The sequence below is a fragment of the Arthrobacter sp. Z1-9 genome (assembly GCF_054792695.1).
On sequence record NZ_CP096456.1, the window covers coordinates 2,786,707 to 2,811,486 of the forward strand.

The window sequence follows — 24,780 nt, forward strand, 5'->3', positions numbered from 1 at the left end:
GAACCGGCTGGGAGGCCCCTGTGGAAATTAAGATCGGCGTTCAAAATGTTGGCCGCGAAATTGTGCTGGAATCAGTCCAGGACCCGGACTCCGTAGCCAAGGTTGTAGAGGAAGCCATCACCAGCGGCAGCGAACTGCGCCTGAAGGATGACAAGGGACGCCTGATCATTGTTCCCGGCAAGGCACTGGCGTATGTAGAAATCGGCGCCGAGGAACAGCGCCGCGTAGGTTTCGGCCAGTTCTAGCCCCCTGCCCCGCTCAGGGGCGAGCATTCCAAGGAGAGCCATGCTTTCGCTGACCATTGTGGTGCTGGTGACAGCCGCCGCAGGTTTCATCGTCTGGGCCAACGACAAGCGGCACACAAAATACGGTGTCGTCCTGCCGGTCGGCGTTGCCGTCGGTGTGGGAGCTGTCAGCTGGATCATCCTTATGGCTGCCGGTTTTGGCTACCTGCCGGGAACGACCTGGCTGCCCTGGGTCCTGCCCATGGTTCTGGGCGCAGCAGCGCCAGTCGCCGTGGTCCTGTACGTGGGCCGCACGCGGGCCCGGCACGATCTGGAACGGCTTACGGCCGCGCTGAGGCTTTAGCCGGAGCCATCCGCCCTGAACACCAAGCACGCCTGTGACCACTGCCCTCCGGGGTGGTGGTCACAGGCGTTTAAGCGGCTGCTGGGTGCCTAGCCGGTTCGGCAACCGCGTGGACCGCGGCGGCGGCTTCACTCACTGCCTCGGCTGCGCCCACGTCGCGGGCGGTGACTTCTCCCCCGGCGTCATGCGAGGTGTACAGGAGGAACACCCGGTTGTAGCGCCAGTCCAGGTCCGGATGGTGGTTTTGTTCTTCGGCAAGGCGCCCGACGGCGGCAATCAGCTCAAGTGCGGCAGCCGCCGTCGGCATCTTGTACACCGTCACCAGGGCACCTTGCGTGTACCGCCAGTCGGTCAGGACGGCCAGTGCGTCCTCGAGCCGCTCGGGAGAAAGGATGTCCTTGCCGGCCATGGCTGCTCCTCGCCTTATGGTTGGCGGCCGCGGCACGGGGAGCGGGCTACAGGAACTCTGCCCGGCCCTCCATGGCCGATGACGCCAATGCATGTTCGCGGCGCGGGATCCTGCCCGCCGCTTTCGCCAGCCTACCGGCGATCACGGCATGTTTGAAGGCTTTCCCCATCAGGGCGGGGTTCTGCGCCCGGGTCACCGCTGTAGCCAGCAGTACGGCGTCGCACCCCAGTTCCATGGCCAGCGCCGCGTCCGAGGCGGTACCGATGCCGGCGTCCAGAACCACCGGAACTGAGGCACGGGACACGATCAGCTCAATGTTGTGCGGGTTCAGGATGCCAAGCCCCGTGCCGATCGGCGCCCCGAGCGGCATGACCGCGGTGGCCCCGAGGTTCTCCAGCCGCAGCGCAAGGACCGGATCGTCGTTGGTGTAGGCGAAAACCTTGAAGCCCCTGTTGACGAGCTGTTCCGTAGCGTCCACCAGTTCGACGGCGTCCGGCAGCAGGGTGTGTTCATCCGCAATGACTTCCAGCTTCACCCAGTCGGTTTCGAGGGCCTCCCGGGCAAGTTCTGCCGTCAGCACTGCATCCCGCGCAGTAAAGCAGCCTGCCGTGTTGGGCAGCACGCGGATGCCATGGTCAACGAGCAACTGAAAGAGCGAGCCCGTCTCCGCGGTGGAATACCGCCGCATTGCCACTGTGGTCAGCGCGGTACCGGAGGCCAGGAGCGCCGCCCCCAGGCCGTCCAGGCTCGGCGCGCCGCCGGTACCCATGATCAGCCGGGATGCCAGCGCGACGCCGTCAATCACCAGCGGATCGTCGTGGCCCGCCAGGCTTGGAGTAGTGATGGTTTCGGTCATGGTGTCAGCCTCCCTGCACTGCCGTGACGAGTTCGACCTCGTCGCCGTCCGCGAGCGCGGTGGTGAACCACTGGCTGCGGGGTACTACCTCGGAATTATGGGCAACGGCCACGCCAAGCTTCTGGCCGTCGGTTGCCTGCCCGTTGGCAGCCAAGGGGCGGCCAGTGACCTGGCTGACGAGCACGGTGATGGAGGCGCCCTCGGGCACAGGGTGCCGGGTTCCGTTCAAGGTGATGTTCATGCTGTTTCCTTCGTGGGCGAGGTGTGGGTGAGGACGTGGCTGGCTGAGCCGGTGGTGTAGCGGCCGCTGCTGGCGGAAAAGCGGGAGGGGTTGAAGGCCGTCCACCGGGGGTCCTCGCGGCCGTCCAGCAGGTCCCGGCAGACGGCGGCGGCCGCCGGTGCCAGCAGGACGCCGTGGCGGAAGAACCCGGTGGCGATGATGAGGCCGGGAACGGACCCTGGCTCCCCGCGGGCGGGCGCGTCCGGAGCATGAACGCGCCCCAGCAACGGCGCATTGTCCGGCGTTCCGGGGCGGGCGCGGGCGGTGGACTCCAGCAGCTCGAGTTCGGCGACGGCAGGGACCAGTACCTGCGCGTCGCGGAGGAGCTGGTACACGCCCCCTGCGGATACGGCGTCCGCGGCCGACGGCGCATCCTCACGCTGGGTTGCCCCGATCACCACCGTGCCGTCCTTGCGGGGAACGATGTAGACCGGAACGCCGTGCACCAGCCCGCGGACCGTGGACGTCACCAGGGGCTGCAGATGCCGGGGCACTGCCAGCCGCAGGATGTCCCCATGGACGGGCCGCAGTTGCAGGTTCAGCCCTGCGGGCAGCCCTTCAAGTGCTGCCGCGTGCAGCCCGTTCGCCACTACCGTTTCCGCGGCCAGCACGGTTCCCCCGCCCGCCAGGCGCACGCCGGCAACAGCTCCGTCCTGCCACAGCAGCCCGGCTGCCTTGGCCCGTACGGCATAACGGCCGACGACGTCGGCTGCTTCAGTGCCACATTCCGCGGCTTTGTCCCTGTTCCCGCCGCCGTCAGCCGTGCCTTGGGCCAATGCGGCCTGCAGGCACGCCACCAACAGCCGCGGATCCACCTGATGGTCGGCCGGGGTGTCCAGGGCACAGGCAATCCCGGGGCTGAGCAGGGGCTCACGTTGCCGCGCGCTCCGGACGGTCAGCGGCTCGACGGTAAGGCCGTTGGCCTGTTGGACGGCGCGCAGGTCCATCAGCGCCCGGCGGTCGGCGGCATCGGCACCCACGGCGAGGGTCGGCGTCGTAATGTATCCCGGATCTGTTCCCGACGCTGCGGTGAGGCCGGCGGCAAAACCGGGCCAGCGGGCCGAGGCATCCAGCATGAATTCGAGGAGGTCCTCCTCCTGGTAGTGCAACTCGCTCACCGGGGCAAGCATCCCGGCAGCGGCCCAGCTGGCCCCCGAACCCGGTGCGTCATCGATCACCACCACGGAACGGCCCGAACGCATCGCCTCCCACGCGATACCGTGGCCGATAACTCCCCCGCCAATCACCGCCACATCAGCATGGATGGTGCTGTCCGCGTCCGCGGTCAGGGGCTCTGATGATGCGCCCATTTGTCTCCTTCCCTACGCCGGTATTAGCCGGATCAGGTCAAGCGGTCGGCTCTGACGCCCTCTCAGCCCGGCGCTGTGTGACAGCTGCCGCGGGCTCCCGCAGTACGAGGCCAGTGTAGAGGAACTAGGCTTTCCCCCATGAATGTGTCCCACACCCCGGCCGCCGGTACCGATGTCCTCAGCAGCGCCAAGATCAGCAACGGCGTCAACGCCGCCCGCCTCTACCTCTGCACCGACGCCCGCAGGGAGCGCGGCGACTTCGACCAGTTCGTGGACGCAGCGTTCGCGGGCGGGGTGGACATTATCCAGCTGCGGGACAAGGCCATCGAAGCAGCAGAGGAGCTGGAACTCCTGGCGGTACTCAAGGAAGCGGCAGAGCGACATGGCCGGCTTTGGGCTGTCAACGACCGCGCCGACATCGCAGTGCTGTCCGGGGCACCCGTCTTCCACGTGGGCCAGAAGGACCTGCCCCTGGACGCTGCGCGCACCCTGCTCAACGGCAACGCCGCCATCGGCCTGTCCAGCCACACCCCTGCCCAGGTGGACGCGGCGCTCGGTGCGGCCGCCGGTCCCGCCGGACTGGACTACTTCTGCGTGGGTCCGGTATGGGCAACGCCCACCAAACCGGGGCGGGCAGGGGTGGGACTGGAGCTGGTGAACTATGCCGCCGAAGCTGCCCGGCCGGCGGAGCAGGAGGGACAGTCCGACGGCGGTGTTCCCTGGTTCGCGATCGGCGGCATTGACCACGGCAACGTGGAGCAGGTGGTGGACGCAGGCGCACGGAGGATTGTGGTGGTCCGGGCCATTACGGAAGCGAGCGATCCCGCAGCCGCCGCCGCCGCGCTGCTCGCCGCCCTGGATGCCCCCTCCTCCTGACATCGCCGCTCCGGGGCCGGATGCCTGCATTCCGGCCCGGATTCGGGCTAGGCTGGCTTTCGTGTCACACCATCGGCTGGCCCCCAACGTCCACGAGCACAACAACGCGCTTGAGGAAGCACTCAGTGCCCTGAGGACAGAACTGGAGCTGCCGGGCGCCTACCCTGAGGATGCGGTGGCTGACGCGAAAACGGCCGTTGAATCCCTGCAGCTCCCCGCGTACGACCTCACCGCCGTCGAATTCATCACCATCGACCCGGCCTCGTCCACCGACCTGGATCAGGCGCTGTTTATTGAAGCCGACGGTGACGGCTACCACGTGCTGTACGCCATCGCCGACGTGCCGGCGTTTGTGGCCCCCGGCGGGCCCCTGGATGCCGAAACACGCCGCCGGGGCCAGACGTTCTACGCCCCCGACGGGCGGATCCCGCTGCATCCGGAAGTCATCAGCGAACAAGCGGGCAGCCTCCTCCCCGGCCAGGACTGCCCGGCGTTCGTCTGGGACTTCCGCCTGGACAGCGCCGCCGAGGTGACGTCCGTGGCCGTGAAGCGGGCCCGGATGCGCAGCCGCGCGAAACTGAGCTACAAGGGCGTGCAGGCGGAGCTCGACGCCGGCACCGCCTCGCCGGTGCTGCAGCTCCTGAGGGAAGTGGGGCTCAAGCGGGTGGACCTTGAACGGGCCCGCGGGGGTGCGAGCCTGAACATGCCGGAACAGGAAATTGTCCAGCTTCCCGACGGCGGCTACCGGATCGCCGCCGCTCCCCAGCTTCCAGTGGAGGACTGGAACGCGCAGATATCCCTCATGACCGGCATGGCAGCGGCGGGCATGATGCTGGCGGGGAAGGTGGGCATCCTGCGCACCATGCCATCGCCGGACGAGCGCTCCCTGAACCATTTCCGGCTGCAGACCGAGGCCCTTGGCAAGCCCTGGGACGGCGAGGTCAGCTACGGCGAATACCTGCGCAGCCTGGATTCCACAGATCCCCGCCAGCTTGCCATCCTGCACTCGGCCGGCATGCTGTTCCGGGGTGCCGCTTACACGGCCTTTGACGGTTCCGTCCCGGAAGACGCAGTCCAATCCGCCATTGGTGCCGCCTATGCGCATACCACCGCTCCGCTGCGCCGTCTCGTGGACCGCTTTGTCCTGGTCATCTGCGAGGCGTTGAGCAACGGCGGCCAGGTACCAGCGTGGGCGCGGGAGGCGCTTCAGTCCCTGCCCGAGATCATGGCCGGATCCGACCAGCTGGCATCACGGATGGAGCGGATGGCCCTGGATACCGTCGAGGCTGCCCTGCTGGTTAACCACATCGGGCAGGAATTCGACGCAATCGTGATTTCCGGGTCCAAGCCGCAAAAAGAGAACGGCAAAAACGGCAACGGCAACGGCAACGGGAAGAACGGTAACGGGAACGGTGGTTCGGGGATCATCCAGATCGCAGACCCCGCTGCAACCGCCCGCTGCGCCGGAGAACTGGTGTCCGGGACCAAGGTCCGGGTCCGCCTCGTCTCCTCGGATATCGCAACGCGGGAAGTCCATTTCGAGCTCGTGGAGTAGTGGCGTCGAGGGGCCCCGCGGCCCCCAAAGCCGGGATTTGGGCCGCCTGCGGCTAGACTGGAGATGTAGAAATGGATGCCCGGTCGTTGATTTCCTTGATTTGAAACCAACAAGCCCGCCCCTACGCGATCTTGAGATACACCCGCTGGTCACCAGTGCCAGCATTTAGATAGCCCGCGATCGGCTTCCACTGGAATTGCTTGTGCGCCCGAGCGTGCTCCGGAACAGTCCCTGGCCGGCCCGTTGAGCAGGCAGCGCCACTGCCCAAATGAATAAGGAAACTCCCCAGTGAGTGAATTGCATACGCACCAACTTCTGACCGACGAGTCCGGCACCGAGACTATCGAGCCGGAAGAAACCATCATCTCGGACGAAAAGCCGCACGAGATCGCGGAGAAGTCTTTCGCGGACTACAACGTCCGGGCTGACATCGTGGAATCCCTGGCCGACGCCGGGATCACCCACCCCTTCCCCATCCAGGCCATGACCCTGCCGGTGGCCCTGTCCGGCCACGACATCATCGGCCAGGCCAAGACCGGTACCGGCAAGACCCTCGGCTTCGGCATCCCCGCCCTCCAGCGCGTGGTTGGCCAGGACGACCCCGGCTACGACAAGCTTCCGGTCCCCGGTGCCCCGCAGGCCCTGGTCATCGTGCCTACGCGCGAACTCGCCGTGCAGGTGGCCAATGACCTGCAGACGGCATCCCGGAAACGCAACGCCCGCATCACCACCATCTACGGCGGCCGTGCCTACGAACCGCAGGTGGAGGCCCTGAAGAAGGGCGTGGAGATCGTGGTGGGAACACCGGGCCGCCTGATCGACCTCTACAAGCAGAAGCACCTGAGCCTGAAAAACGTCAAAATCGTCATCCTGGACGAAGCTGACGAGATGCTGGACCTCGGCTTCCTGCCGGACGTGGAAACCCTCATCGCCGGTACACCGGCAGTCCGCCAGACCCTGCTGTTCTCCGCCACCATGCCCGGCCCGGTCATCGCCATGGCCCGCCGCTACATGACGCAGCCCACCCATATCCGGGCAGCAGATCCCGACGACGAGGGCCTCACCAAGCGCGACATCCGGCAGCTGATCTACCGTGCCCACAGCATGGACAAGACCGAAGTCGTGGCCCGCATCCTCCAGGCGCGCGGCCGCGGCCGCACCATCATCTTCACCAAGACCAAGCGCACCGCCGCCAAGGTGGCCGAGGAGCTTGTGGACCGCGGCTTCGCAGCCGCCGCCATCCACGGCGACCTGGGCCAGGGCGCCCGTGAACAGGCGCTCCGTGCCTTCCGCAACAACAAGGTGGACGTCCTGGTGGCTACCGACGTCGCCGCGCGCGGCATCGACGTGGACGACGTCACCCACGTCATCAACTACCAGTGCGTGGAAGACGAGAAGATCTACCTGCACCGCGTGGGGCGCACCGGCCGGGCCGGCAACAAGGGCACCGCCGTGACCTTCGTGGACTGGGATGACATGCCGCGCTGGAGCCTCATCAACAAGGCCCTGGGCCTGAGCGTGCCGGAGCCCATCGAGACCTACTCCTCCTCGCCGCACCTTTACGAGGACCTGGACATCCCTGAAGGCACCAAGGGCCGCCTGCCCCGCGACAAGCGCACCCTGGCCGGAGTTGACGCCGAGGTCCTTGAAGACCTGGGCGAAACCGGCAAGAAGAACAGCCGCGGCGGCCGTGACAGTGGCCCCTCGCGCGAACGCGACGGCCGGGACCGCAGCAGCCGGGGCCGCGACAGCAGGGGCGGAAACCGCGACGACAGCCGCAGCAGCGGTGAATCCGCCGGTCGCACCGGGGAACGCCGCCGTCGTACGTCCGATTCCGCTGCAGCCCCCACCGCTGCCGCCGAATCCCCCGCCGCGGCCTCAACCGCAACTGAGGGCGAGCAGCCCTCGCGTACCCGCCGGTCCCGCACGCGCACCCGCCGCCGCAACGGCGAGGTAGTGGCGGGCAGCGACACAGCAGCACAGCCCGGCAGCACCGAGGCCTAACCCCCTCAATGACTGACACTGTCTGGGCGCCGGACGGCAGCAGCATGGTGGTCCACGCGGACAACGCGGAGTTCCTCCCCTCGCTGCCGGACGGCGCCTTCACACTGATATACGTGGACCCGCCGTTCAACACCGGCAGGCCGCAGCAGCGCCAGCAGACCACCATGGTCGCCAACGCTGGCGGCACGGGCGACCGGGTGGGTTTCAAGGGACGCTCCTACGACACCATCAAGGGAGCGCTGCACCGTTACGACGACGCGTTCAGCGACTACTGGTCCTTCCTTGAACCACGGCTGGTCGAGGCATGGCGCCTGCTGGCCGAGGACGGCACGCTGTACCTGCACCTGGACTACCGCGAAGTGCACTACGCCAAGGTGATGCTGGACTCGATCTTCGGCCGCGAATGCTTCCTGAACGAGATCATCTGGGCCTACGACTACGGCGCGCGGGCGAAAAACCGCTGGCCCACCAAGCACGACAACATCCTGGTCTACGTCAAGAACCCGGCCAAGTACCACTTCGACAGCGCAGAAGTGGACCGCGAACCCTACATGGCGCCCGGCCTCGTCACGCCGGCAAAGCGCGAACTGGGCAAGCTGCCCACCGACGTCTGGTGGCACACCATCGTCTCCCCCACCGGCAAGGAAAAGACAGGCTATCCTACGCAGAAGCCCGAAGGCCTTGTCCGGCGGGTCGTGGCTGCGTCAAGCCGGCCAGGGGATTGGTGCCTGGACTTCTTTGCGGGTTCCGGCACGCTCGGCGCCGTTTCGGCGAAGCTCGGCCGGAAGTTCGTGTGCGTGGACCAGAACCAGCCGGCCATCGACATCATGGCCAAGCGGCTGGGTGCCCACGCCGAGTTCACCGCTTTCCCGCCCAACTAGGTAGCGCTATGTGTCGTTTTGACGCTCGAAAACGACACTTGGCGCTACCTACTTGCCGTGTTCAGGAGCGGACGACGGCGGTCCCTGTGCCCATGTCCTCGATCCGGGCCAGGACCTCCGGTCCCGTTAGGTTTTCCCCCAGCAGGTTGGGTTTGCCGGTGCCGTGGTAGTCCGATGAACCGGTGATCAGCAGGTCATGCTTCGCGGCGAGCTGGCGCAGGAAATCACGGCCCTCCTCCGGATTATCGCGGTGGTCGATCTCCAGGCCCGCCAGACCGGCGTCGATCATCTCATGGTAGACGCGCTCCCCCACGATGCGGCCCCGCGAGGAGGCCACCGGATGGGCAAACACGGGCACCCCGCCTGCAGCGCGGACCAGTTCGACGGCGGTGGCCGGGTCCGGCGCGTAATGCTGGATGAAGTAGCGGGACCGGGAGGTGAGAATGGAGGCGAACGCCTCGGACCGGTCCTCCACCACCCCGGCGGCCACCAGCGCATCGGCGATGTGCGGACGCCCCAAGGTGGCACCCGGGGCCACATGATGGATGACGTCGTCCCACGTCAAGGGGTAATCCTCCGCGAGGAGGGTGACCATCCGCTCGGCACGGGTATGCCGGGCATCCTTGGCTTTGGTGATTTCCTCCAGGAGCCCGGGATGTTCGGGATCGTGCAGGTAACTCAGGAGGTGGACGCTGATTCCCTGCTCCGTCCGGCAGGACACCTCCATGCCCGGCACCAGTGCGACGCCGTGCTGCACTGCCGCAGCGGACGCTTCCATCCAGCCCGCGGTGGAATCATGGTCGGTCAGTGCCACCACGTCCAGTCCGGCACGGGCGGCCGACGCCATCACGTCGGCAGGCTTTTCGGTGCCGTCGGAGACGTTGGAGTGGGCATGCAGGTCAATCCTCACCACACCAGCCTAGTAGACCCTGCATCCTCCGTTCATACGGCATTCGCACAAGGCTTCGTGCTGGTGAGACGATGGTGCCGTGAACGCTGCCGATAACACCCCAGATTCTGCTTCCCAGCCCTTGGAAGAGCGGGTCAACAACCGCTCCCAGCGGCCCAGTTCCAACGCCTTCAAGGCCTTTATGGCCAGCAACTGGGCGCCGTCCAGCCAGGAGCTCCCGCCGCGCGACGCCGTTGCCAGCCACGCCGCAACCCGGCGCAAGGCCATCTCCGACCAGTTCAAAGGCGAACGCCTGGTCATCCCGGCCGGTCCGCTGAAGGTCCGTTCCAACGACTGTGACTACCGCTTCCGCCCGCACTCGGGTTTTGCGCACCTCACCGGGCTTGGCCTTGACCACGAGCCTGACGCCGTCCTGATCCTGGAGCCTGTCGATGAAGGAAAGGGCGACGACGGCGGCAACCACCGTGCCACGCTCTACTTCCGGCCACTCGCCGGGCGGGATACTGAACAGTTCTACGCCGACTCACGCTCCGGCGAGTTCTGGATCGGCGCCCGCCCCACGCTTGCCGAGTTCGAGGCGCGACTGGGCTTGGCCACGGCACACATCGACCAGCTTGAGACGGCCGTCACCAAGGACGTGGGTGCCCCTGAAATCGGCGGCATCTCCATCCGCCTGGTGCGCAAGGTGGACGAAAACATCGATGCCCTGGTGGACACCGCCCGGTACAACACGGCAAAGGACCCAGACAACCTGGACCTCGCCGTCCTGGACGCCCTCGACGAAAAGCTCAGCGAAGCCCTCTCCGAGCTGCGCCTGCTCAAGGATGAGTGGGAAATCGAGCAGATGAAGCTCGCCGTCGCCGCCACCGTGGAAGGTTTCGAAGAGGTAGTGAAGGCCCTCCCCCGGGCCCTGACTCACGCCCGTGGTGAACGGGTAGTGGAGGGCGCGTTCTTCGCCCGCGCCCGCGAAGTGGGCAACGAGCTGGGCTACGACACCATCGCGGCCTCCGGCAACAACGCCACGGTCCTGCACTGGACCCGAAACACCGGAAAGATCAACGCCGGCGAGCTCCTGCTGCTGGACGCCGGTGTGGAAGCTGATTCGCTGTACACCGCTGACATCACGCGCACCCTGCCGGCCACAGGAGTGTTCTCGGAAATCCAGCGCAAGGTGTACGAGGCAGTGCTGGACGCTGCAGACGCCGGGTTCGCAGCGGCACAGCCGGGCACCCGGTTCCGTGACATCCACACCGCCGCCACCACTGTCCTCGCGGAAAGGCTCGCGGAATGGGGCATCCTCCCCGTCACCGTGGAAGAGGCGATCAGCCCGGAGGGCCAGCAGCACCGCCGCTGGATGCCGCACGGAACCAGCCACCACCTGGGACTCGATGTGCACGACTGCGCGCAGGCCAAACGCGAGCTGTACCTGGACGGCATCCTCACCGAGGGCATGGTGTTCACCATCGAACCGGGCCTGTACTTCAAGGAAGAGGACCTTGCCATCCCGGCGGAATACCGCGGGATCGGCGTGCGCATCGAGGATGACATCCTGATGACCGCAGAGGGTCCGGTAAACCTCAGCGCCGCCCTGCCGCGCAGGGCGGACGACGTGGAGAACTGGATGGCCGGTATTTACCGCGACGCCGAGGGCGCAAACTAGGGACACAAAAAAGCGGGGCAACCGGAGAGATATCCGGTTGCCCCGCTTTTGCTTGTGGCTGCCCCAACTACTGCCGTGGGTTGTCCGGGCGTTGATCGTCGCCAGGGCGCTGATCGTCAACAGGCCGCTGGTCCGCCGGCTGACCGCCGTCGGACGGTCCTGCGGAGTGCTGCGCCGCAGCCTGCTGGGCGTCGGCAACCTCGCCGGCGCCTGCCTCAGGACCCTGGGGAAGCCGGACGCCATACTGGGGCCGGCCGTCCGGGAGGTCGGGGTAGCGCACCGCGCGCGCCGGCGACGCTGCGGGCTGCTGCTGGACACCGGCGTCGGCCTGTTGTCCGGCCGGCGCCCCGTATGCCGGGTTTTCCTGCACCTGGTTCCCCGAAGACTGGCCGTACGGATCGTTCCAGCCGGAGGGGCGGGCAGGGCCCTGGCCCGGCTGCTGCTGGTAGGGCTGGTTCTGGTAGTCCCGCTGCGTGTAGGGACCGTTTCCCGCGGCGGCGTCCGAGCGGGTCATCGGCAGCTGCTGCAGCAGCCGGCGCGCCTCGTGCGCGGCTTCGGGCGAGACGACGACGTCGTAGCTGGTAGCCACCACCTGGCTGGTGGACGTGAAGTCCCGCTTTCCGCGCTGCATGGCGTAGGTGACGATGCCGAACAGCATAAAGAAGGCCGCGCCCATCAGCACGGACGTCAGGATGGAGAAGTACCCCGGCGACGGCGCGAAGAAGGAGAGCATCACGCCGACGAAGAGGCCGAACCACATGCCGCTCAGTGCCCCGGACAGAGCCACACGGGGGTAGCTCAGGCGTCCCGTGACCCGCTCCACCATCTTCAGTTCGTTGCCCACGATGGACACCATGTGGACCGGGAACTGCTGGTCCGCGAGGTAGTCCACAGCCTTCTGGGCGTCCAGATAGGAAGTGTAGGAACCAACGGTGTTGCCGGTGGGAACCGCGCGGGCTTCGTCCGCGCCGTTGGGCCCGCCAGCCTTGGGAGCACCAAAAATGTTTGCCATGGTCCCATTCTTGCCCATGACCATGTGTGCTGCCTGTAAATTCAGCTAAAAGAGAGCAGACTCGGTAGCCTGTAGGAGTGAGCACAACTCCTACCCGCGTCTTCGTGGCGCGCCTGCTGGGCCTGGACGTCTTCGACCCGCTGGGCGACCGGCTGGGCCGGCTGCGCGATGTTGTTGTGCTCTCCCGGGGCACACAGGGTGCCCCGCACGTGGTGGGCATCGTGGTGGAGGTCCCCGGAAAAAAGCGGGTCTTCGTGCCCATGACGCGGATCACCTCCATCGACCAGACCCAGATCATCTGCACCGGACTGGTCAACCTCCGCCGCTTCGAGCAGCGCGGCGCCGAAACGCTGGTGGTGGCAGAGATGTTCGACCGCCGCGTCACGCTCCGGGACGGCAGCGGCGACGCCACCATCGAAGACATCGCCATGGACCAGCACCGCTCCCGCGACTGGTTCGTCAGCAAGCTCTTTGTCCGGCGGGGCCATTCCCTCTCGCCGCTGAGCCGGCTGCGCCGCAACGAAACCCTCATCATCGACTGGGCCGATGCCCTGCAGGGCCCCCGTACTGAGCCTCAGGCAGCCACCCAGTTCGTAGCAAACCACGAAGACCTCAAGCCTGCCGACTTCGCCGAGGCACTCCAGGAGATGAGTGACAAGCGCCGCTTCGAAGTGGCCAGTGAGCTGCAGGACGAGCGCCTGGCCGACGTGCTCCAGGAGCTGCCGGAGGATGACCAGGTGGAGATCCTCTCCGCCCTGGACGTCCAGCGCGCAGCCGACGTACTGGAGGAAATGGATCCCGACGACGCCGCCGACCTCCTCGGCGAGCTTCCCTCAGCCCAGGCGGAGGAGCTGCTCCAGCTGATGGAACCCGAGGGTGCAGAGGACGTCCGGCGCCTGCTGGAATACGACGAGGACACTGCCGGCGGCCTGATGACGCCTGTCCCGGTCATCCTGCCGCCTGAAGCCACGGTGGCAGAAGCACTTGCGCATGTGCGGCGTGAGGAGCTCTCCCCCGCGCTTGCATCGTCCATTTTTATTGCCAGGCCTCCGCTGGAGACGCCTACCGGGCGCTTCCTGGGCGTAGTCCACATCCAGCAGCTGCTCCGGTACCCGCCGTTCGAGCCGCTGGGAAACCTGGTGGACAAGAACCTGGAGCCGCTGTCCGACCAGGCCCATATCAGCGAAGTGGCCCGGACCCTGGCTACCTATAACCTCAACTCCCTTCCGGTAGTCAACGACACCGGCCGGCTTGTGGGGGCGGTGACTGTTGATGACGTCCTGGATCATCTGTTGCCGGATGACTGGCGGGCCCATGATGGCGAAGCCCCGATAAGAAGGCTCGGTGGCCGCATTGGCTGACATTGGTGCTCCCAAGAACCCCAACCTGCGGACGCCCGCCAAGGCGGCGGCGAAGGGCAGCCTGGACACCCCGTTGAGCGGCCGCCAGCGGATCCTGCCCAAGTTCTCTCCGGATCCGGATGCCTTCGGCCATGCCACGGAAGGCTTTGCCCGCTTTATGGGTACGCCAACGTTCCTGGTCTACATGACGGTCTTCGTTGTCGTCTGGCTGGCTTGGAACACCTATGCGCCGCTTGCCTGGCAGTTCGATTCCCGCGACCTTGGCTTTACCCTGCTGACCCTGATGCTGTCCCTGCAGGCGTCCTATGCGGCTCCGCTGCTGCTGCTCGCCCAGAACCGCCAGGACGACCGCGACCGCGTCTCGCTCCAGCAGGACCGCCAGCGCGCCGAGCGCAACCTTTCCGACACCGAGTACCTGACCCGGGAACTGGCATCGTTGCGGATCGCGCTGCGCGAGGTGGCAACGCGCGACTACGTCCGTGCGGAGCTGCGTTCTCTCCTGGAAGACATGCTGGAAGCCCAGGAGGAGCTCCGGACCCATGACCCGTCCGGGCAGGGGCAACACGAGTCCCCGCGCGACAAGGTGCGGGAAAAACTCAAGGAACAGCGGGACCGGCAGCGTAACCCCCGCACCCAACAGCTTCCCCGGGTCAAGCCCGGGCACTCCACCCAGGACCGCTAAGGAGCGCACCCATCAAGAACACCTCGCTGGCCGGGGCAGTTAATGCCGCCCTGGCAACGGTCATCGATCCCGAACTCCGCCGTCCCATCACTGAGCTGGGCATGGTGGAGTCCGTCAACGTGTCCGACGACGGCAGGGCCAGCCTGGTTGTCCTGCTAACCATTGCTGGCTGCCCGCTGCGGGACACCATCACCGCCGACGCGACGACGGCGCTGCTGGCAGTGCCGGGAGTGGCCGCCGTCGACATTGAACTGAAGGTGATGACGCAGGAACAGCGCGATGCCCTCAAGGAACTGCTCCGGGGGGCCGGCGGCAGGCGCGGCATCCCCTTCAACGAGCCCGGCTCGCTCACCAGGGTCTACGCGGTGGCCAGCGGCAAGGGCGGCGTGGGAAAGTCCTCAGTGACCGTCAACCTTGCCTGCGCCCTGGCCGCACAGGGACTGCGCGTCGGAATAGTGGACGCCGACGTCTATGGCTTCTCGGTTCCCGCCCTGATGGGCATCAGCCAGGCGCCCACGCGCGTGGACGACATGATCCTTCCCCCTGTTGCGTATGGCGTGAAGGTGATCTCCATCGGGATGTTCGTGAGCGGGAACCAGCCCGTGGCCTGGCGCGGGCCCATGCTGCACCGGGCCCTTGAGCAGTTCCTGACGGATGTCTACTTCGGCGACCTGGACGCCCTGTTCCTGGACCTGCCGCCGGGCACCGGAGACATCGCGATCTCCGTGGCGCAACTGCTGCCCAAGGCGGAGATCCTGGTGGTCACCACGCCCCAGGCCGCAGCGGCCGACGTCGCGGAGAGGGCCGGCGCCATCGCCACCCAGACGGGGCAGTCCGTGGCGGGCGTCATCGAGAACATGTCCTACCTGGAAATGCCCGACGGCGGGAGAATGGAGCTGTTTGGAAGCGGCGGCGGGGCGGTCCTCGCCGAGCGGCTGACGGCCACTGTGGGCACCGAGGTGCCGCTGCTGGGACAGATACCGCTGGACATCCAGCTGCGGGAAGGCGGCGACGCGGGGCTACCGATCGTCCTGGGCCAGGCAGGTACGCCGGCGGCAGAAGCGCTGACGGACATTGCCGGAAGGCTGGCGGCAAGACCCCGGGGCCTGGCTGGCATGAAGCTGGGGCTGCAGCCCCGCTGAGTGTCCGCCTGCCCGGGATTCCCGGGGCCGGCCTTAGCTACGTGGCTTCTGTGTCGAAAGGGGCAGCTTCGCCCGGTGGAAGCGACTGGAGCACCCTCTCAGGCCGCTTCGGAGCGGCGGTCTCAGCCACAGCTACGGCCGCGGCGCCGGAGACGGCCGCAACGGCTGCAGGCGCACCGGCGCTGACTGGCTTGGGGTCATCGTCCAAAAGCGCCTCTTTGATGATGCGCCGGGGGTCGTACTGGCGGGGGTCGTACTTCTTCCAGTCGACATCATCGATGTCGATCCCCACTTCTTCCTTGATCTGCTCGCGCGCGCCGGAGGCCATACGGCGGACTTCCTTGACCAGGTTGGCCAGCTTCTGCGTGTATTCGGGCAGCCGCTGAGGACCGATCACGAGGACGCCAATGATCAGCAGAAGAAAGAACTCCGGGCCGTTGATTCCAAACACTTTAGGAAGATTACCCTCTCCGGGCTGCCAGTGACGATTCCCACCCACGGACGGCGGAAACCGTCCGTTTTACTGGGTAAAAAGGGCCACGATCTTGTTCACGCCGCGCTGCAGGCGTTGAGCCACCGGTTCACTGTCATGCGCCCGGGGCTCCTCCAGCACCTCCGCTGCGACGCCTTCTCCCGCTTGTTCGCTGAGGCGCTGCAGGATGGGCACGGCGTCGTCAGCCTGCTCCGGCGGGAGGTCGGAGACGACGGTAAACGTGCGGCCCTCCGTCCGGTACCTGGCCGACCAGGGCGACGACGCCAGGATCTGCAACGGCGGGCCGGGCAGTCCCGAACCAGGTTCTGCTTCTGTGTCCCCGCCAGGGTAATGCCGTTCGGTGATGGTGGCGTAGTGCGTTCCGTCGGAGAGCTTCAGTTCCACGGCAGGCCCGCCCTCCAGCACCACGGCCTTCGCTGACTCGAGGTGGAAGCCCATCGCCTCAAGCTCGGGGCACACCCATCCCTCCGAGCGCAGTCCCGACAGCCGGTCCTCGCTCAGGGTCCTTCCGTCGGCCGGAGTCTGGGCAGAGACCTGCGAGAGGGTGGCTCCGGCCTCAGCGCCATCTGCCTGAAGTGGATCACCGGCCACAGTAAAAGCGCCGGCAGCGAGCACACCCGCTGCGGCTACGGTGCCCCCCGCCGTCATGGCGAGCGCCCGGACCACTGCCCTGGCTGGCTGGTGATGCGGGGCAGGAGCCGGTTGCCGGGCTGCCAACTCCTGGGTCCTGGCGAGCAGCCGGGCAGTCAGGTCATCGCTTGCCGGCGGAATGGGCGCGTCCCGCAACCGCTCCAGGTACTGCCGCTCCCGGCGCACGGCTGAAGCGCACTCGGGGCAGGACTGGATATGGCTGGCGGTGCGCTGATGCCTGCGGCTGAGCGGAATGTGGGGCCTCATATGCCGTTCAGAGGATGCCGGCGATGCGCGGCAGCGACAGCTTGGGCCTGGACTGCTGCGGTCGCGGGTCGCGGTGGGCCAGCTTTTCCCGGAGCATGGTGCGGCCGCGGTGGATGCGGGAGCGCACCGTACCGAGCTTGACGCCCAGGGCCTCGGCCACCTCGTCGTAGGACAGGCCTTCGAGGTCACAGAGAACCACGGCGGCACGGAAGTCCGGCGGGAGTTCCTCAAGGGCGGCCTGAACGTCGAGGTCCAGGTTGTTCAGCTCGAAACTCTGCTCGGGGCCCGGTTCCCGTCCGGGAATCCTCGATTCGGCGTCCTCGGCAAGGGCGTCAAAGCGGATGCGGGTTTTACGCCGCGCCTGGTCCAGGAAGAGGTTGGTGGTGATGCGGTGCAACCAGCCGTCCAGCGTTCCGGGCTTGAAATTCTCCAGCGAGCGGAAGACGCGGACAAAAACCTCCTGGGTGAGGTCTTCGGCGTCGTACTTGTTTCCGGTCAGGCGGTAAGCCAGCCGGTAAACCTTTGCGGAGTGGTTGGTCACCACTTCTTCCCAAGTGGGGCGCACCCACTCGGACTCAGGCTTGTTTGCTGCAGGGACAGGTGCCACAACTGATGATGACATCGTCCACTCCCCTCGTGGAATGCTTACGCCCGGACACTGTTGACATCTCTGATTCGGCGCCGGCCACCCTATGGATGACCAGAAAATAATCATTTCAAATTTGGCTGGGAATTTCCTGACTGCCGGGTAACTTCAGCCGTGGGCGCAACAGCCCGCCTTCCCGGCTGTTGCCGAACTACACAGTAGGCTGTAGAGGACACTCCCCCTGCCGCCCAGAAAGCGAAAATCCATGAGCGCCGACAAGTCCACCAGCTGGTCCTACGCAGAAGATCTGCCCGCTGAGGATGAGGTCATGCTGCGGGCCCGGGAGCGCTCCTTTGAATTGGGCGTCACCCCCATCGGGCCCGGCGTGGGTGCTGTCCTCACCGTCCTCGCTGCGTCGTCAAAGGCCCAGACCGCCGTCGAGATCGGAACCGGGGCAGGGGTCTCCGGAGTCTGCCTGCTCCGCGGCCTCGGCCCGCACGCTGTCCTCACCACCATCGACGTGGACGTGGAACATCTCAAAGCCGCACGGGAAGCATTTTCCGAGGCCGGCAGCCCGGCCAACCGGACGCGAACCATTTCCGGCCGCGCGGGAGATGTTTTGCCGCGCCTCACGGACCGCGCGTACGACCTGGTGTTTATCGACGCCGACAAGCCGGGACTGCCCGGGTATGTGGAGCAGGCCATCCGGCTTCTGAAGCCCGCCGGGCTGCTGATCATCAACGATGCGCTGGACAAGGACAAGGTAGCCAACCCTGCCGGCCGCGAGGCCACCACCGTAGTGCTGCGCCAGGTGGGGAAGAGCATCCGCGACGACGAGAGGCTGGCCTCGGCCATGCTTCCCACGGGGGACGGCCTGCTCGTGGCGGTCAAAAAATAAGACAGGACCCGCAGCCCGAAGGCTTGCGGACCCTGTCCGGCACAATTATTCGGTAACGCCGACCAGGCATTCCTTGAGGTTGGCCGCTTCGGCTGCATTCAGTTCGACCACCAGGCGCCCGCCGCCTTCGAGCGGGACGCGCATGATCAGGCTGCGGCCCTCCTTGGTGACTTCCATTGGGCCGTCGCCGGTGCGTGGTTTCATAGCCGCCATGAGGAATTCCCCTCCATTTAGTCCCAGGACTGATCAGCCCGGGTGGGCTGTGTCCGCATGTAGATCAAGCTGCCATGGCGGAGTGGATGGACACCGCCGGGGCTGCGCGTATTCTGAATGCTTATTGTCCTTGCTTACCTACCATTATCGCGGAATTACCCGCCCGTAGCTAATCGATGGACATTTGCGGGCAGGTCCAATTTCCACTCTGACCTGCACGGAAGCCGGGATCTCTATGGGGGATAATCCCCGCCGCCCGGCAATTGCGCCCACGCCCACAGCCAGACAATCCATACGATCTGCAACAGCACAAACATCACCACAACAGCTCCCCGGTAAGCCCGGGACCGGGACAGTAAAGCGGCCCCCAACGCCAGAGGGAAAAGCGGCAGCAGCATACGGAAAGTACTCGTCTGCGGGTGCAGGAACATCACCAGGTAGCCCATGTAGCAGGCGCACCACAGGCGGAGTTCGACGCCGAGCCGGACCACCGGCGGCAGGTACAGCATCGCGCCGAAGAGTGCCACAAAAATGAAGGGCGCCAGCACTCCGAGCACCGGGCCAAAGAGGTTCACGCCGGTATCGAACCAGGGCTTGAACGGCACCAGGTCGTGGCCCCGCCATACAGTTTCAGTCTTGGTGTAGGCCTGGATATCCCCCGTTGCCGCCCATGCTGCGGCCGGCCATGCCAGCGCCGAGAGGCCTGCCACCGCCGTAAGGGTGGCAAGGGCCGCCAGGTCACGGACCGGATGCGATTCCCGGCTGCGGAACCGCTGCACCAAGCGGTGGACCAGAAGGAGCCCCAGCATGGCCGCGAATGGAACGCCCACGGGACGTGAGAGGCACAGCAACACCACCACCGGGATCGCCCACAGGAACTGCCGGCGGACCACCAGCAGCAATGCGGCCGCCAGCAGCAGCAGTGACAACGGTTCGGCATAGGGCACCTGGAGCACCGCGGACACGGGGAAGGTGGCGACGAACGCCACCGCCCAAAGTGATGGCCCGTGTGCTGCCTTATGCCGGAAAAGCACGTAGACCACCAGCGCGGCGGCCAGTCCGGACAGCATGGCGATAATGGTCAGCGAGGCAGCAGGGGTCAACCCAGTCAGTCTGCTGAGCCCACCTGCCAGGGACGGGTACAGGGGATAAAAGGCCCACGTGTTTTCCTGGACGTTGCCGGCCTCATCGGTCGGAAGTTCCGCGGGATAACCGCTGGCGATTACTCTGCCGTACCAGCGCGCGTCCCAGATGTTGATGAAGTTCCAGTAATCAGGCTTGGCCGGAAACCAGGGATTGGGCCCCTGGTGCAGGGCGGCAGCCATAAAAATCGCGGCGCTGACGAGCCTTGCGGCGATATAGATGGCCGAAACCTGGAGCCACCAGGGCCAACCGCTTACGGTTGCCCGGAAGCGGACGGCGAGCGCCTGAACCGACGCTGCAACACCTGGTCCGCGGCGGGTGGCGGTACTCACGCCCGGTCCTCCCCGGCCCCGGGCCCTGCGACTGAGGGCTCGTGGGCTTCCGCTGTTGGTGGTGCCGCCTGCGCCCCAGTCTTTTCAGTCCCGGCCACCCGGACCTCCTGCGCCCCGGACTCAGCGGGGGGCCCGGACTGTTCCGCGGCCTCCAGCCTGGCTTTCAGGGTCTCAATCTCCTGCCGGCTTGCTTCAAGCTGGTCCCTCAATTCATCGAGCACCTGGTCCACCTGGTCCATCCGGTAGCCCCGCAGGCCCAGGGAAAACCGCACGCGGTCCACATCCTGTGGCGCAGCGTTTGCCGGCAGGAGGACCGGCGGGAGGTTGGCGGGAGGCTGGTCGAGACCGGCGTCCAGCAGGGAAGGGAGCGCCCGACCGCCCGGTTTACCGGAGCGTCCCCCTGCGCCGGCCCACAGGACAACGCCGATCAGCGACACGGCAAGGAAGACCAGAAAATAAGTCACTCCCCCATCGTGCCAGACCTGGCCGCCTTCGCTATTCCGGGCGCTGTTCGCCGTTCAGCGAGGGCGTGATGGCAACGTGGAGGACCCGGTCCACGGCTTCCGCCGGGTCATCCACCACCTGGATCAGGTCCAGGTCCTTTTCGGAGACCATGCCCTCCGCCACGAGGGTGCCCCTGATCCAATCGATCATCGGGCCCCAGAAGTCGACGCCGAGCAGCACGATCGGGAAGGACGTCACCTTCCGCGTCTGCACCAGGACCATGGCTTCGAAGAGCTCGTCGAGGGTGCCAAGGCCCCCGGGCAGGACGATAAATCCCTGCGCGTACTTCACGAACATCGTTTTGCGCGCGAAGAAATACCGGAAGTTAATCCCCAGGTCCACCCACTGGTTCAGGCCCTGCTCAAACGGGAGTTCGATGCCGAGCCCCACTGACACCCCGTTGCCTTCAACGGCGCCGCGGTTGGCGGCTTCCATGGACCCCGGTCCGCCTCCGGTGATTACCGCGACTCCGGCCTCGGCCAGCTTCCGCCCCACCTCGACGCCCATCTCGTAGTAGGGGCTGCCTGGCTTGGTCCGGGCTGAACCGAAGACGCTTACTGCCGGGCCGAGATCAGCCAAAGCCCCGAACCCCTCGACGAACTCGCTTTGGATCCTCAGCACCCGCCACGGATCCGTGTGCACGAATTGGCCCAGGCCTTTGGTATCAAGCAAATGCTGGTCAGACATCTCCACCGACGCCTGCTTGCGGCGTAGTTCAAGGGGTCCTTTGCGGCGCGGCTGGGAGTTTTTGGCCGGATCTGCACTGATGCTCATTCCCCAAGGCTAACCTGCCTGCGGGAGGTATCTCTTGAATCACGATCCGCAGGAACTTGGGGTGATTCGCGTCATAAGGCACCGTTGTTCGCTAGATTCTTCCTTATGACTACTCATGTGCCCGGCGATTCCCTCGTCTCCCTGAACGCCGTAAATAAGCATTACGGCCAGCTGCATGTTTTGAAGGACATCAACCTTCAGGTCCGCAAAGGCGAGGTTGTCGTGGTCATCGGGCCTTCAGGCTCCGGTAAGTCCACGCTCTGCCGTGCCATCAACCGCCTCGAAACCATCGAAGGCGGCACCATCAGCATTGATGGGAAAGTCCTTCCCGCGGAAGGCAAGGAACTGGCACAGCTCCGGGCCGACGTCGGAATGGTTTTCCAGTCATTCAATCTCTTCGCCCACAAAACGATCCTCGAAAACGTCACTCTCGGCCCCATCAAGGTCAAGGGCGTTCCGAAGGCAACCGCGGACAAGGACGCCATGGCGCTGCTTGAACGGGTGGGCGTCGGGCACCAGGCTCCGAAACTTCCCGCACAGCTGTCCGGCGGCCAGCAGCAGCGTGTTGCCATCGCCCGTGCCCTCGCCATGAAGCCCAAGGTCATGCTTTTCGACGAGCCCACCTCTGCGCTTGACCCCGAGATGATCAACGAGGTCCTGGACGTGATGATCCAGCTGGCCAAGGAGGGCATGACCATGATCGTGGTCACCCACGAGATGGGCTTCGCCCGCAAAGCCGCGGACCGGGTGGTCTTTATGGCGGACGGCCAGATCGTCGAGGACGCCACCCCTGAGGAGTTCTTCACCAATCCCAAGAGCGACCGCGCCAAGGATTTCCTCTCCAAGCTCCTGACCCACTGATTCACCTACGAACAAACACTCCCAGTTCGCACCCAGGCCGTGACCCACGGCCACCAATGAAAGGAATGTCATGAAGGCATTTATGACCCGGCGGAAGTCATTCTTTGTGGCGGCTACCGCTGCCCTCGCCCTGTCCCTGAGCGCCTGTGGCGGAGGCGGGGCCGGCACCACCAGCGACCCCTCTGTTGAGGCAGCACCCACCTTCGCCGCCGGCACCACCATGGAAAAGCTCGCCTCGGCCGGAACCATCAAAATCGGTACCAAGTACGACCAGCCGCTCTTCGGCCAGGTGGGCTTGGACGGCAAGCCCGTCGGCTTCGACGTCGAAATCGGCAAGCTGATCGCCGCCAAGCTGGGCATCGCCGCTGACAAGATTGAATGGTCCGAAACCGTCTCGGCCAACCGCGAGCCGTTCATCGAGCAGGGCAAGGTTGACCTGGTCATCGCCACCTACACCATCAATGACAAGCGCAAGCAGGTTGTCAGCTTCGCCGGACCGTACTACGAGGCCGGCCAGGCACTGATGGTGAACAAGGACAACGACACCATCAAGAAGCCCGAGGACGTCAAGGGCAAGAAGGTCTGCTCGGTCACCGGTTCCACTCCGGCTGCAACGATCGTGGACAAGTACGGTGCTGAGCTTGTTCCCGCCGCCACCTACTCCGCATGCCTGGAGCCGCTGCGCAACAAGCAGGTTGAAGCAGTCACCACCGACAACGTCATCCTCGCCGGTTTCGTGGACAAGGAGCCGGACGCCTTCAAGCTCGCCTCGGATGAGACCTTCACGAAGGAGCCCTACGGCATCGGCCTGAAGAAGGACGACACCGAGTTCCGCAACTGGATCAACGACCAGCTGGAAGCATTCCAGGAGGACGGGTCGTACAAGAAGGCATGGGAAGATACCGCGGGTTCAGTCATCAAGACTGCCCCTGAGCTGCCCAAGCTCGACCGTTACTAAGTAGCGCCTGTGGTTGCCGGGGCCGCTTCCAGGTCCCGGCAACCACCGCCTTTACCCCCGTCCACGCCCCACAGCCAAAGGATCCAATGGACGTCATTCTTGAAAACCTGCCCCTGTATTGGAACGGTTTTCTCCGCACCCTCTTCCTTTCCGCCGTTTCCGGAGTCATTGCCCTGGTTCTTGGCACCCTGCTGGCGGCTGCCAGGGTCTCCCCCGTAGCAGCGCTCCGCGGCTTCAGCACCGTCTACGTGGAAGTTCTCCGGAACACTCCGCTGACCATCGCCTTCTTCTTTGCAGCCATCGTCCTTCCGCGGCTCGGAGTGAAATTCGAGCAGTTCGAAATCGCCGCCATCATCGCCCTCAGTACCTACACCGCAGCGTTCATCGCCGAAGCTGTCCGCTCAGGTGTCAACAGCGTCCCCGTGGGCCAGGCTGAAGCCGCCCGGAGCATCGGCATGAACTTCGGGCAGGTCCTGAACCTCATCATCCTCCCCCAGGCCCTGCGGACGGTGGTCCCGCCGCTGATCAACATACTGATCGCCCTGGTGAAGAACTCCTCCGTGGCCGGCGCCTTCTTTGTCCTTGAACTGTTCGGCTACGGCCGCCAACTGGCCAACGCCAACGGTGATGCAGTCATCCCCGTCCTGCTCGGCGTTGCGTTCTTCTATCTGCTCCTCACCGTTCCGCTGGGTATCCTGGCCAGCACGGTGGAACGAAAGGTGGCGATTGCCCGATGAGCTCGGTACTGTACGACGTTCCCGGCCCCAAGGCCCGGCGGATATCCCTTATTGGTTCCATCGTCGGTTCCGTGCTGATCCTGGGCCTGCTTGCCTGGATCATCATGACCTTCGCCCAGCAAGGCATCTTTGAAGGGCGCCGGTGGGCTATTTTTACCCGCGCAGACGTGTGGACGCTCATGGGCAACGGATTGAGCGCAACCCTCAGCGCCGCGGCCCTGGCAGCGGTCATTGCTTTCCCGCTCGGCCTCCTGCTGTGCCTGCTGCGCATCGCAGATGCGGCCTTCATCCGTATCCCTGTCCGGGTGCTGCTGGAGTTCCTCCGCGGCATGCCGGTGGTCCTGATGATGCTGTTCATCCTGCTGGGCTTCGGCACCTCGCCGTTCATTGCCGTGGTTACCGGCCTGGTGCTCTACAACTCGGCAGTGTTTGCTGAAATCATCCGTGCCGGCATCCAGTCGCTTCCCAAGGGGCAGCGGGAAGCCGGGCTGGCCATCGGCCTGACCAGCTTCAAGTCCCGCATGCTGATCGAACTGCCGCAGGCCATCCGGCGCATGATGCCCTCACTCGTAGCCCAGATGGTGGTGCTCCTGAAGGACACCTCCCTCGGCTACATCGTGGCGTACGGTGAGCTACTGCGCGCCGTACAGGTGATGGCGGATTTCCTGGGTACGCAGTTCCTGTTCCCCATCTTCTTCGTAGCCGCGGCGATCTACATCGCCATCAACATCCTCGTTTCACGCATTGCCGTGTGGATCGAGCGCCGCGGGTCCAAGAAGGCGGCGGGCGGGGTGGCCAAGGCGGAACCGGAAAAAGCCGAAGCACCCGTCCCCTGATACTTCCTGCAGCAGTGGCCCG

The 24,780-nt window shown here is 65.6% G+C and carries 28 protein-coding genes and 1 riboswitch; of the genes, 15 read left to right on the top strand and 13 right to left on the bottom strand.

The genetic code is table 11. From position 1 onward, the window contains the following. Positions 1–20 precede the first annotated feature (20 nt). Both M1D93_RS12840 and M1D93_RS12845 read left to right on the top strand, forming a co-directional pair. A complete protein-coding gene (locus M1D93_RS12840) occupies positions 21–245 on the top strand; it encodes a DUF3107 domain-containing protein (protein ID WP_461171906.1) in 225 nt (74 codons plus the stop codon). 40 nt (positions 246–285) lie between these two features. Then, entirely contained in the window at positions 286–588 is a 303-nt protein-coding gene (locus M1D93_RS12845; protein ID WP_461171907.1) for a hypothetical protein, read from the top strand. 70 nt (positions 589–658) lie between these two features. Here M1D93_RS12845 and M1D93_RS12850 read toward each other — a convergent pair whose 3' ends face one another. The 4 genes from M1D93_RS12850 to thiO all read right to left on the bottom strand — a co-directional run bounded on the left by M1D93_RS12850 (position 659) and on the right by thiO (position 3,443). After that, positions 659–997 (bottom strand): 4a-hydroxytetrahydrobiopterin dehydratase, encoded by a 339-nt coding sequence (locus tag M1D93_RS12850; protein ID WP_461171908.1) that lies wholly within the window; start codon positions 995–997, stop codon positions 659–661. 46 nt (positions 998–1,043) lie between these two features. Beyond that, the gene (locus tag M1D93_RS12855; RefSeq protein ID WP_461171909.1) at positions 1,044–1,853 is read right to left on the bottom strand and encodes a thiazole synthase; all 810 of its coding nucleotides are present in this window, start codon (positions 1,851–1,853) and stop codon (positions 1,044–1,046) included. A gap of 4 nt (positions 1,854–1,857) precedes the next feature. Beyond that, positions 1,858–2,094, bottom strand: a complete 237-nt coding sequence (thiS, locus tag M1D93_RS12860) for a sulfur carrier protein ThiS (RefSeq protein ID WP_163162188.1) — start codon at positions 2,092–2,094, stop codon at positions 1,858–1,860. Continuing rightward, positions 2,091–3,443: a glycine oxidase ThiO gene (gene thiO, locus M1D93_RS12865; protein ID WP_461171910.1), complete on the bottom strand. Its 1,353-nt coding sequence runs from the start codon at positions 3,441–3,443 to the stop codon at positions 2,091–2,093. Before thiO ends, thiS begins: the two co-directional genes overlap by 4 nt. Further along, a riboswitch (TPP riboswitch) is annotated at positions 3,436–3,554 on the bottom strand. Its footprint overlaps the gene before it by 8 nt. A 27-nt stretch (positions 3,555–3,581) precedes the next feature. Here thiO and thiE point away from each other — a divergent pair. The 4 genes from thiE to M1D93_RS12885 all read left to right on the top strand — a co-directional run bounded on the left by thiE (position 3,582) and on the right by M1D93_RS12885 (position 8,759). After that, the gene (thiE, locus tag M1D93_RS12870; protein ID WP_461171911.1) at positions 3,582–4,319 is read left to right on the top strand and encodes a thiamine phosphate synthase; all 738 of its coding nucleotides are present in this window, start codon (positions 3,582–3,584) and stop codon (positions 4,317–4,319) included. A 61-nt stretch (positions 4,320–4,380) separates the two neighbouring features. Then, positions 4,381–5,874: an RNB domain-containing ribonuclease gene (locus M1D93_RS12875; protein WP_461171912.1), complete on the top strand. Its 1,494-nt coding sequence runs from the start codon at positions 4,381–4,383 to the stop codon at positions 5,872–5,874. A 288-nt stretch (positions 5,875–6,162) separates the two neighbouring features. Then, positions 6,163–7,878, top strand: coding sequence for a DEAD/DEAH box helicase (locus M1D93_RS12880; RefSeq protein ID WP_461171913.1), 1,716 nt, complete (start codon positions 6,163–6,165; stop codon positions 7,876–7,878). 8 nt (positions 7,879–7,886) lie between these two features. Further along, positions 7,887–8,759: a DNA-methyltransferase gene (locus tag M1D93_RS12885; protein ID WP_461171914.1), complete on the top strand. Its 873-nt coding sequence runs from the start codon at positions 7,887–7,889 to the stop codon at positions 8,757–8,759. A gap of 61 nt (positions 8,760–8,820) precedes the next feature. Here M1D93_RS12885 and M1D93_RS12890 read toward each other — a convergent pair whose 3' ends face one another. Continuing rightward, positions 8,821–9,669 (bottom strand): PHP domain-containing protein, encoded by an 849-nt coding sequence (locus M1D93_RS12890; protein ID WP_461171915.1) that lies wholly within the window; start codon positions 9,667–9,669, stop codon positions 8,821–8,823. A 79-nt stretch (positions 9,670–9,748) separates the two neighbouring features. On the opposite strand from M1D93_RS12890, the gene M1D93_RS12895 reads away from it, so the two are divergent. Next, positions 9,749–11,329, top strand: a complete 1,581-nt coding sequence (locus M1D93_RS12895; RefSeq protein WP_461171916.1) for an aminopeptidase P family protein — start codon at positions 9,749–9,751, stop codon at positions 11,327–11,329. Between the two features lie 67 nt (positions 11,330–11,396). On the opposite strand, the gene M1D93_RS12900 is transcribed toward M1D93_RS12895, so the two are convergent. Continuing rightward, positions 11,397–12,341, bottom strand: coding sequence for a YflT domain-containing protein (locus M1D93_RS12900; RefSeq protein WP_461171917.1), 945 nt, complete (start codon positions 12,339–12,341; stop codon positions 11,397–11,399). A gap of 77 nt (positions 12,342–12,418) precedes the next feature. On the opposite strand from M1D93_RS12900, the gene M1D93_RS12905 reads away from it, so the two are divergent. From M1D93_RS12905 to M1D93_RS12915, 3 genes are read left to right on the top strand one after another with little or no spacing between them, the layout of a single operon-like run. Further along, positions 12,419–13,702, top strand: coding sequence for a magnesium transporter MgtE N-terminal domain-containing protein (locus tag M1D93_RS12905; RefSeq protein ID WP_461171918.1), 1,284 nt, complete (start codon positions 12,419–12,421; stop codon positions 13,700–13,702). Continuing rightward, positions 13,686–14,384: a DUF1003 domain-containing protein gene (locus M1D93_RS12910; protein WP_461171919.1), complete on the top strand. Its 699-nt coding sequence runs from the start codon at positions 13,686–13,688 to the stop codon at positions 14,382–14,384. Before M1D93_RS12905 ends, M1D93_RS12910 begins: the two co-directional genes overlap by 17 nt. Positions 14,385–14,395: 11 nt before the next feature. Further along, positions 14,396–15,526, top strand: coding sequence for an Mrp/NBP35 family ATP-binding protein (locus M1D93_RS12915; protein WP_461175016.1), 1,131 nt, complete (start codon positions 14,396–14,398; stop codon positions 15,524–15,526). Positions 15,527–15,563: 37 nt separating this feature from the next. On the opposite strand, the gene M1D93_RS12920 is transcribed toward M1D93_RS12915, so the two are convergent. From M1D93_RS12920 to sigE, 3 genes are all read right to left on the bottom strand, one after another. Next, positions 15,564–15,977 (bottom strand): Sec-independent protein translocase family protein, encoded by a 414-nt coding sequence (locus M1D93_RS12920; protein ID WP_461171920.1) that lies wholly within the window; start codon positions 15,975–15,977, stop codon positions 15,564–15,566. Between the two features lie 69 nt (positions 15,978–16,046). Beyond that, positions 16,047–16,916 carry an anti-sigma factor gene (locus tag M1D93_RS12925; RefSeq protein WP_461171921.1) on the bottom strand — a complete coding sequence of 290 codons (870 nt, stop codon included), beginning with the start codon at positions 16,914–16,916 and terminating at the stop codon, positions 16,047–16,049. 7 nt (positions 16,917–16,923) lie between these two features. Then, complete coding sequence (gene sigE, locus M1D93_RS12930) at positions 16,924–17,538, bottom strand: RNA polymerase sigma factor SigE (RefSeq protein ID WP_163162164.1); 615 nt, start codon at positions 17,536–17,538, stop codon at positions 16,924–16,926. A 229-nt stretch (positions 17,539–17,767) separates the two neighbouring features. Here sigE and M1D93_RS12935 point away from each other — a divergent pair, with 229 nt between their 5' ends. Then, the gene (locus M1D93_RS12935; protein ID WP_461171922.1) at positions 17,768–18,400 is read left to right on the top strand and encodes an O-methyltransferase; all 633 of its coding nucleotides are present in this window, start codon (positions 17,768–17,770) and stop codon (positions 18,398–18,400) included. A gap of 45 nt (positions 18,401–18,445) precedes the next feature. Here the strand turns inward: M1D93_RS12935 and M1D93_RS12940 are convergent, their stop codons facing one another. The 4 genes from M1D93_RS12940 to M1D93_RS12955 all read right to left on the bottom strand — a co-directional run bounded on the left by M1D93_RS12940 (position 18,446) and on the right by M1D93_RS12955 (position 21,366). Further along, a complete protein-coding gene (locus tag M1D93_RS12940; protein WP_009357720.1) occupies positions 18,446–18,613 on the bottom strand; it encodes a DUF3117 domain-containing protein in 168 nt (55 codons plus the stop codon). Between the two features lie 233 nt (positions 18,614–18,846). Then, a complete protein-coding gene (locus M1D93_RS12945; protein WP_461171923.1) occupies positions 18,847–20,088 on the bottom strand; it encodes a hypothetical protein in 1,242 nt (413 codons plus the stop codon). Continuing rightward, positions 20,085–20,552 carry a DivIVA domain-containing protein gene (locus M1D93_RS12950; protein ID WP_461171924.1) on the bottom strand — a complete coding sequence of 156 codons (468 nt, stop codon included), beginning with the start codon at positions 20,550–20,552 and terminating at the stop codon, positions 20,085–20,087. Before M1D93_RS12950 ends, M1D93_RS12945 begins: the two co-directional genes overlap by 4 nt. A gap of 31 nt (positions 20,553–20,583) precedes the next feature. After that, entirely contained in the window at positions 20,584–21,366 is a 783-nt protein-coding gene (locus tag M1D93_RS12955) for an LOG family protein (RefSeq protein ID WP_461171925.1), read from the bottom strand. Positions 21,367–21,471: 105 nt separating this feature from the next. On the opposite strand from M1D93_RS12955, the gene M1D93_RS12960 reads away from it, so the two are divergent. From M1D93_RS12960 to M1D93_RS12975, 4 genes are all read left to right on the top strand, one after another. Beyond that, a complete protein-coding gene (locus M1D93_RS12960; protein WP_461171926.1) occupies positions 21,472–22,227 on the top strand; it encodes an amino acid ABC transporter ATP-binding protein in 756 nt (251 codons plus the stop codon). 70 nt (positions 22,228–22,297) lie between these two features. Continuing rightward, positions 22,298–23,185 (top strand): glutamate ABC transporter substrate-binding protein, encoded by an 888-nt coding sequence (locus tag M1D93_RS12965; protein ID WP_461171927.1) that lies wholly within the window; start codon positions 22,298–22,300, stop codon positions 23,183–23,185. An 86-nt stretch (positions 23,186–23,271) separates the two neighbouring features. Continuing rightward, positions 23,272–23,922, top strand: coding sequence for an amino acid ABC transporter permease (locus tag M1D93_RS12970; RefSeq protein WP_102974984.1), 651 nt, complete (start codon positions 23,272–23,274; stop codon positions 23,920–23,922). Next, entirely contained in the window at positions 23,919–24,758 is an 840-nt protein-coding gene (locus M1D93_RS12975) for an amino acid ABC transporter permease (RefSeq protein ID WP_461171928.1), read from the top strand. Before M1D93_RS12970 ends, M1D93_RS12975 begins: the two co-directional genes overlap by 4 nt. Positions 24,759–24,780 lie beyond the last annotated feature (22 nt).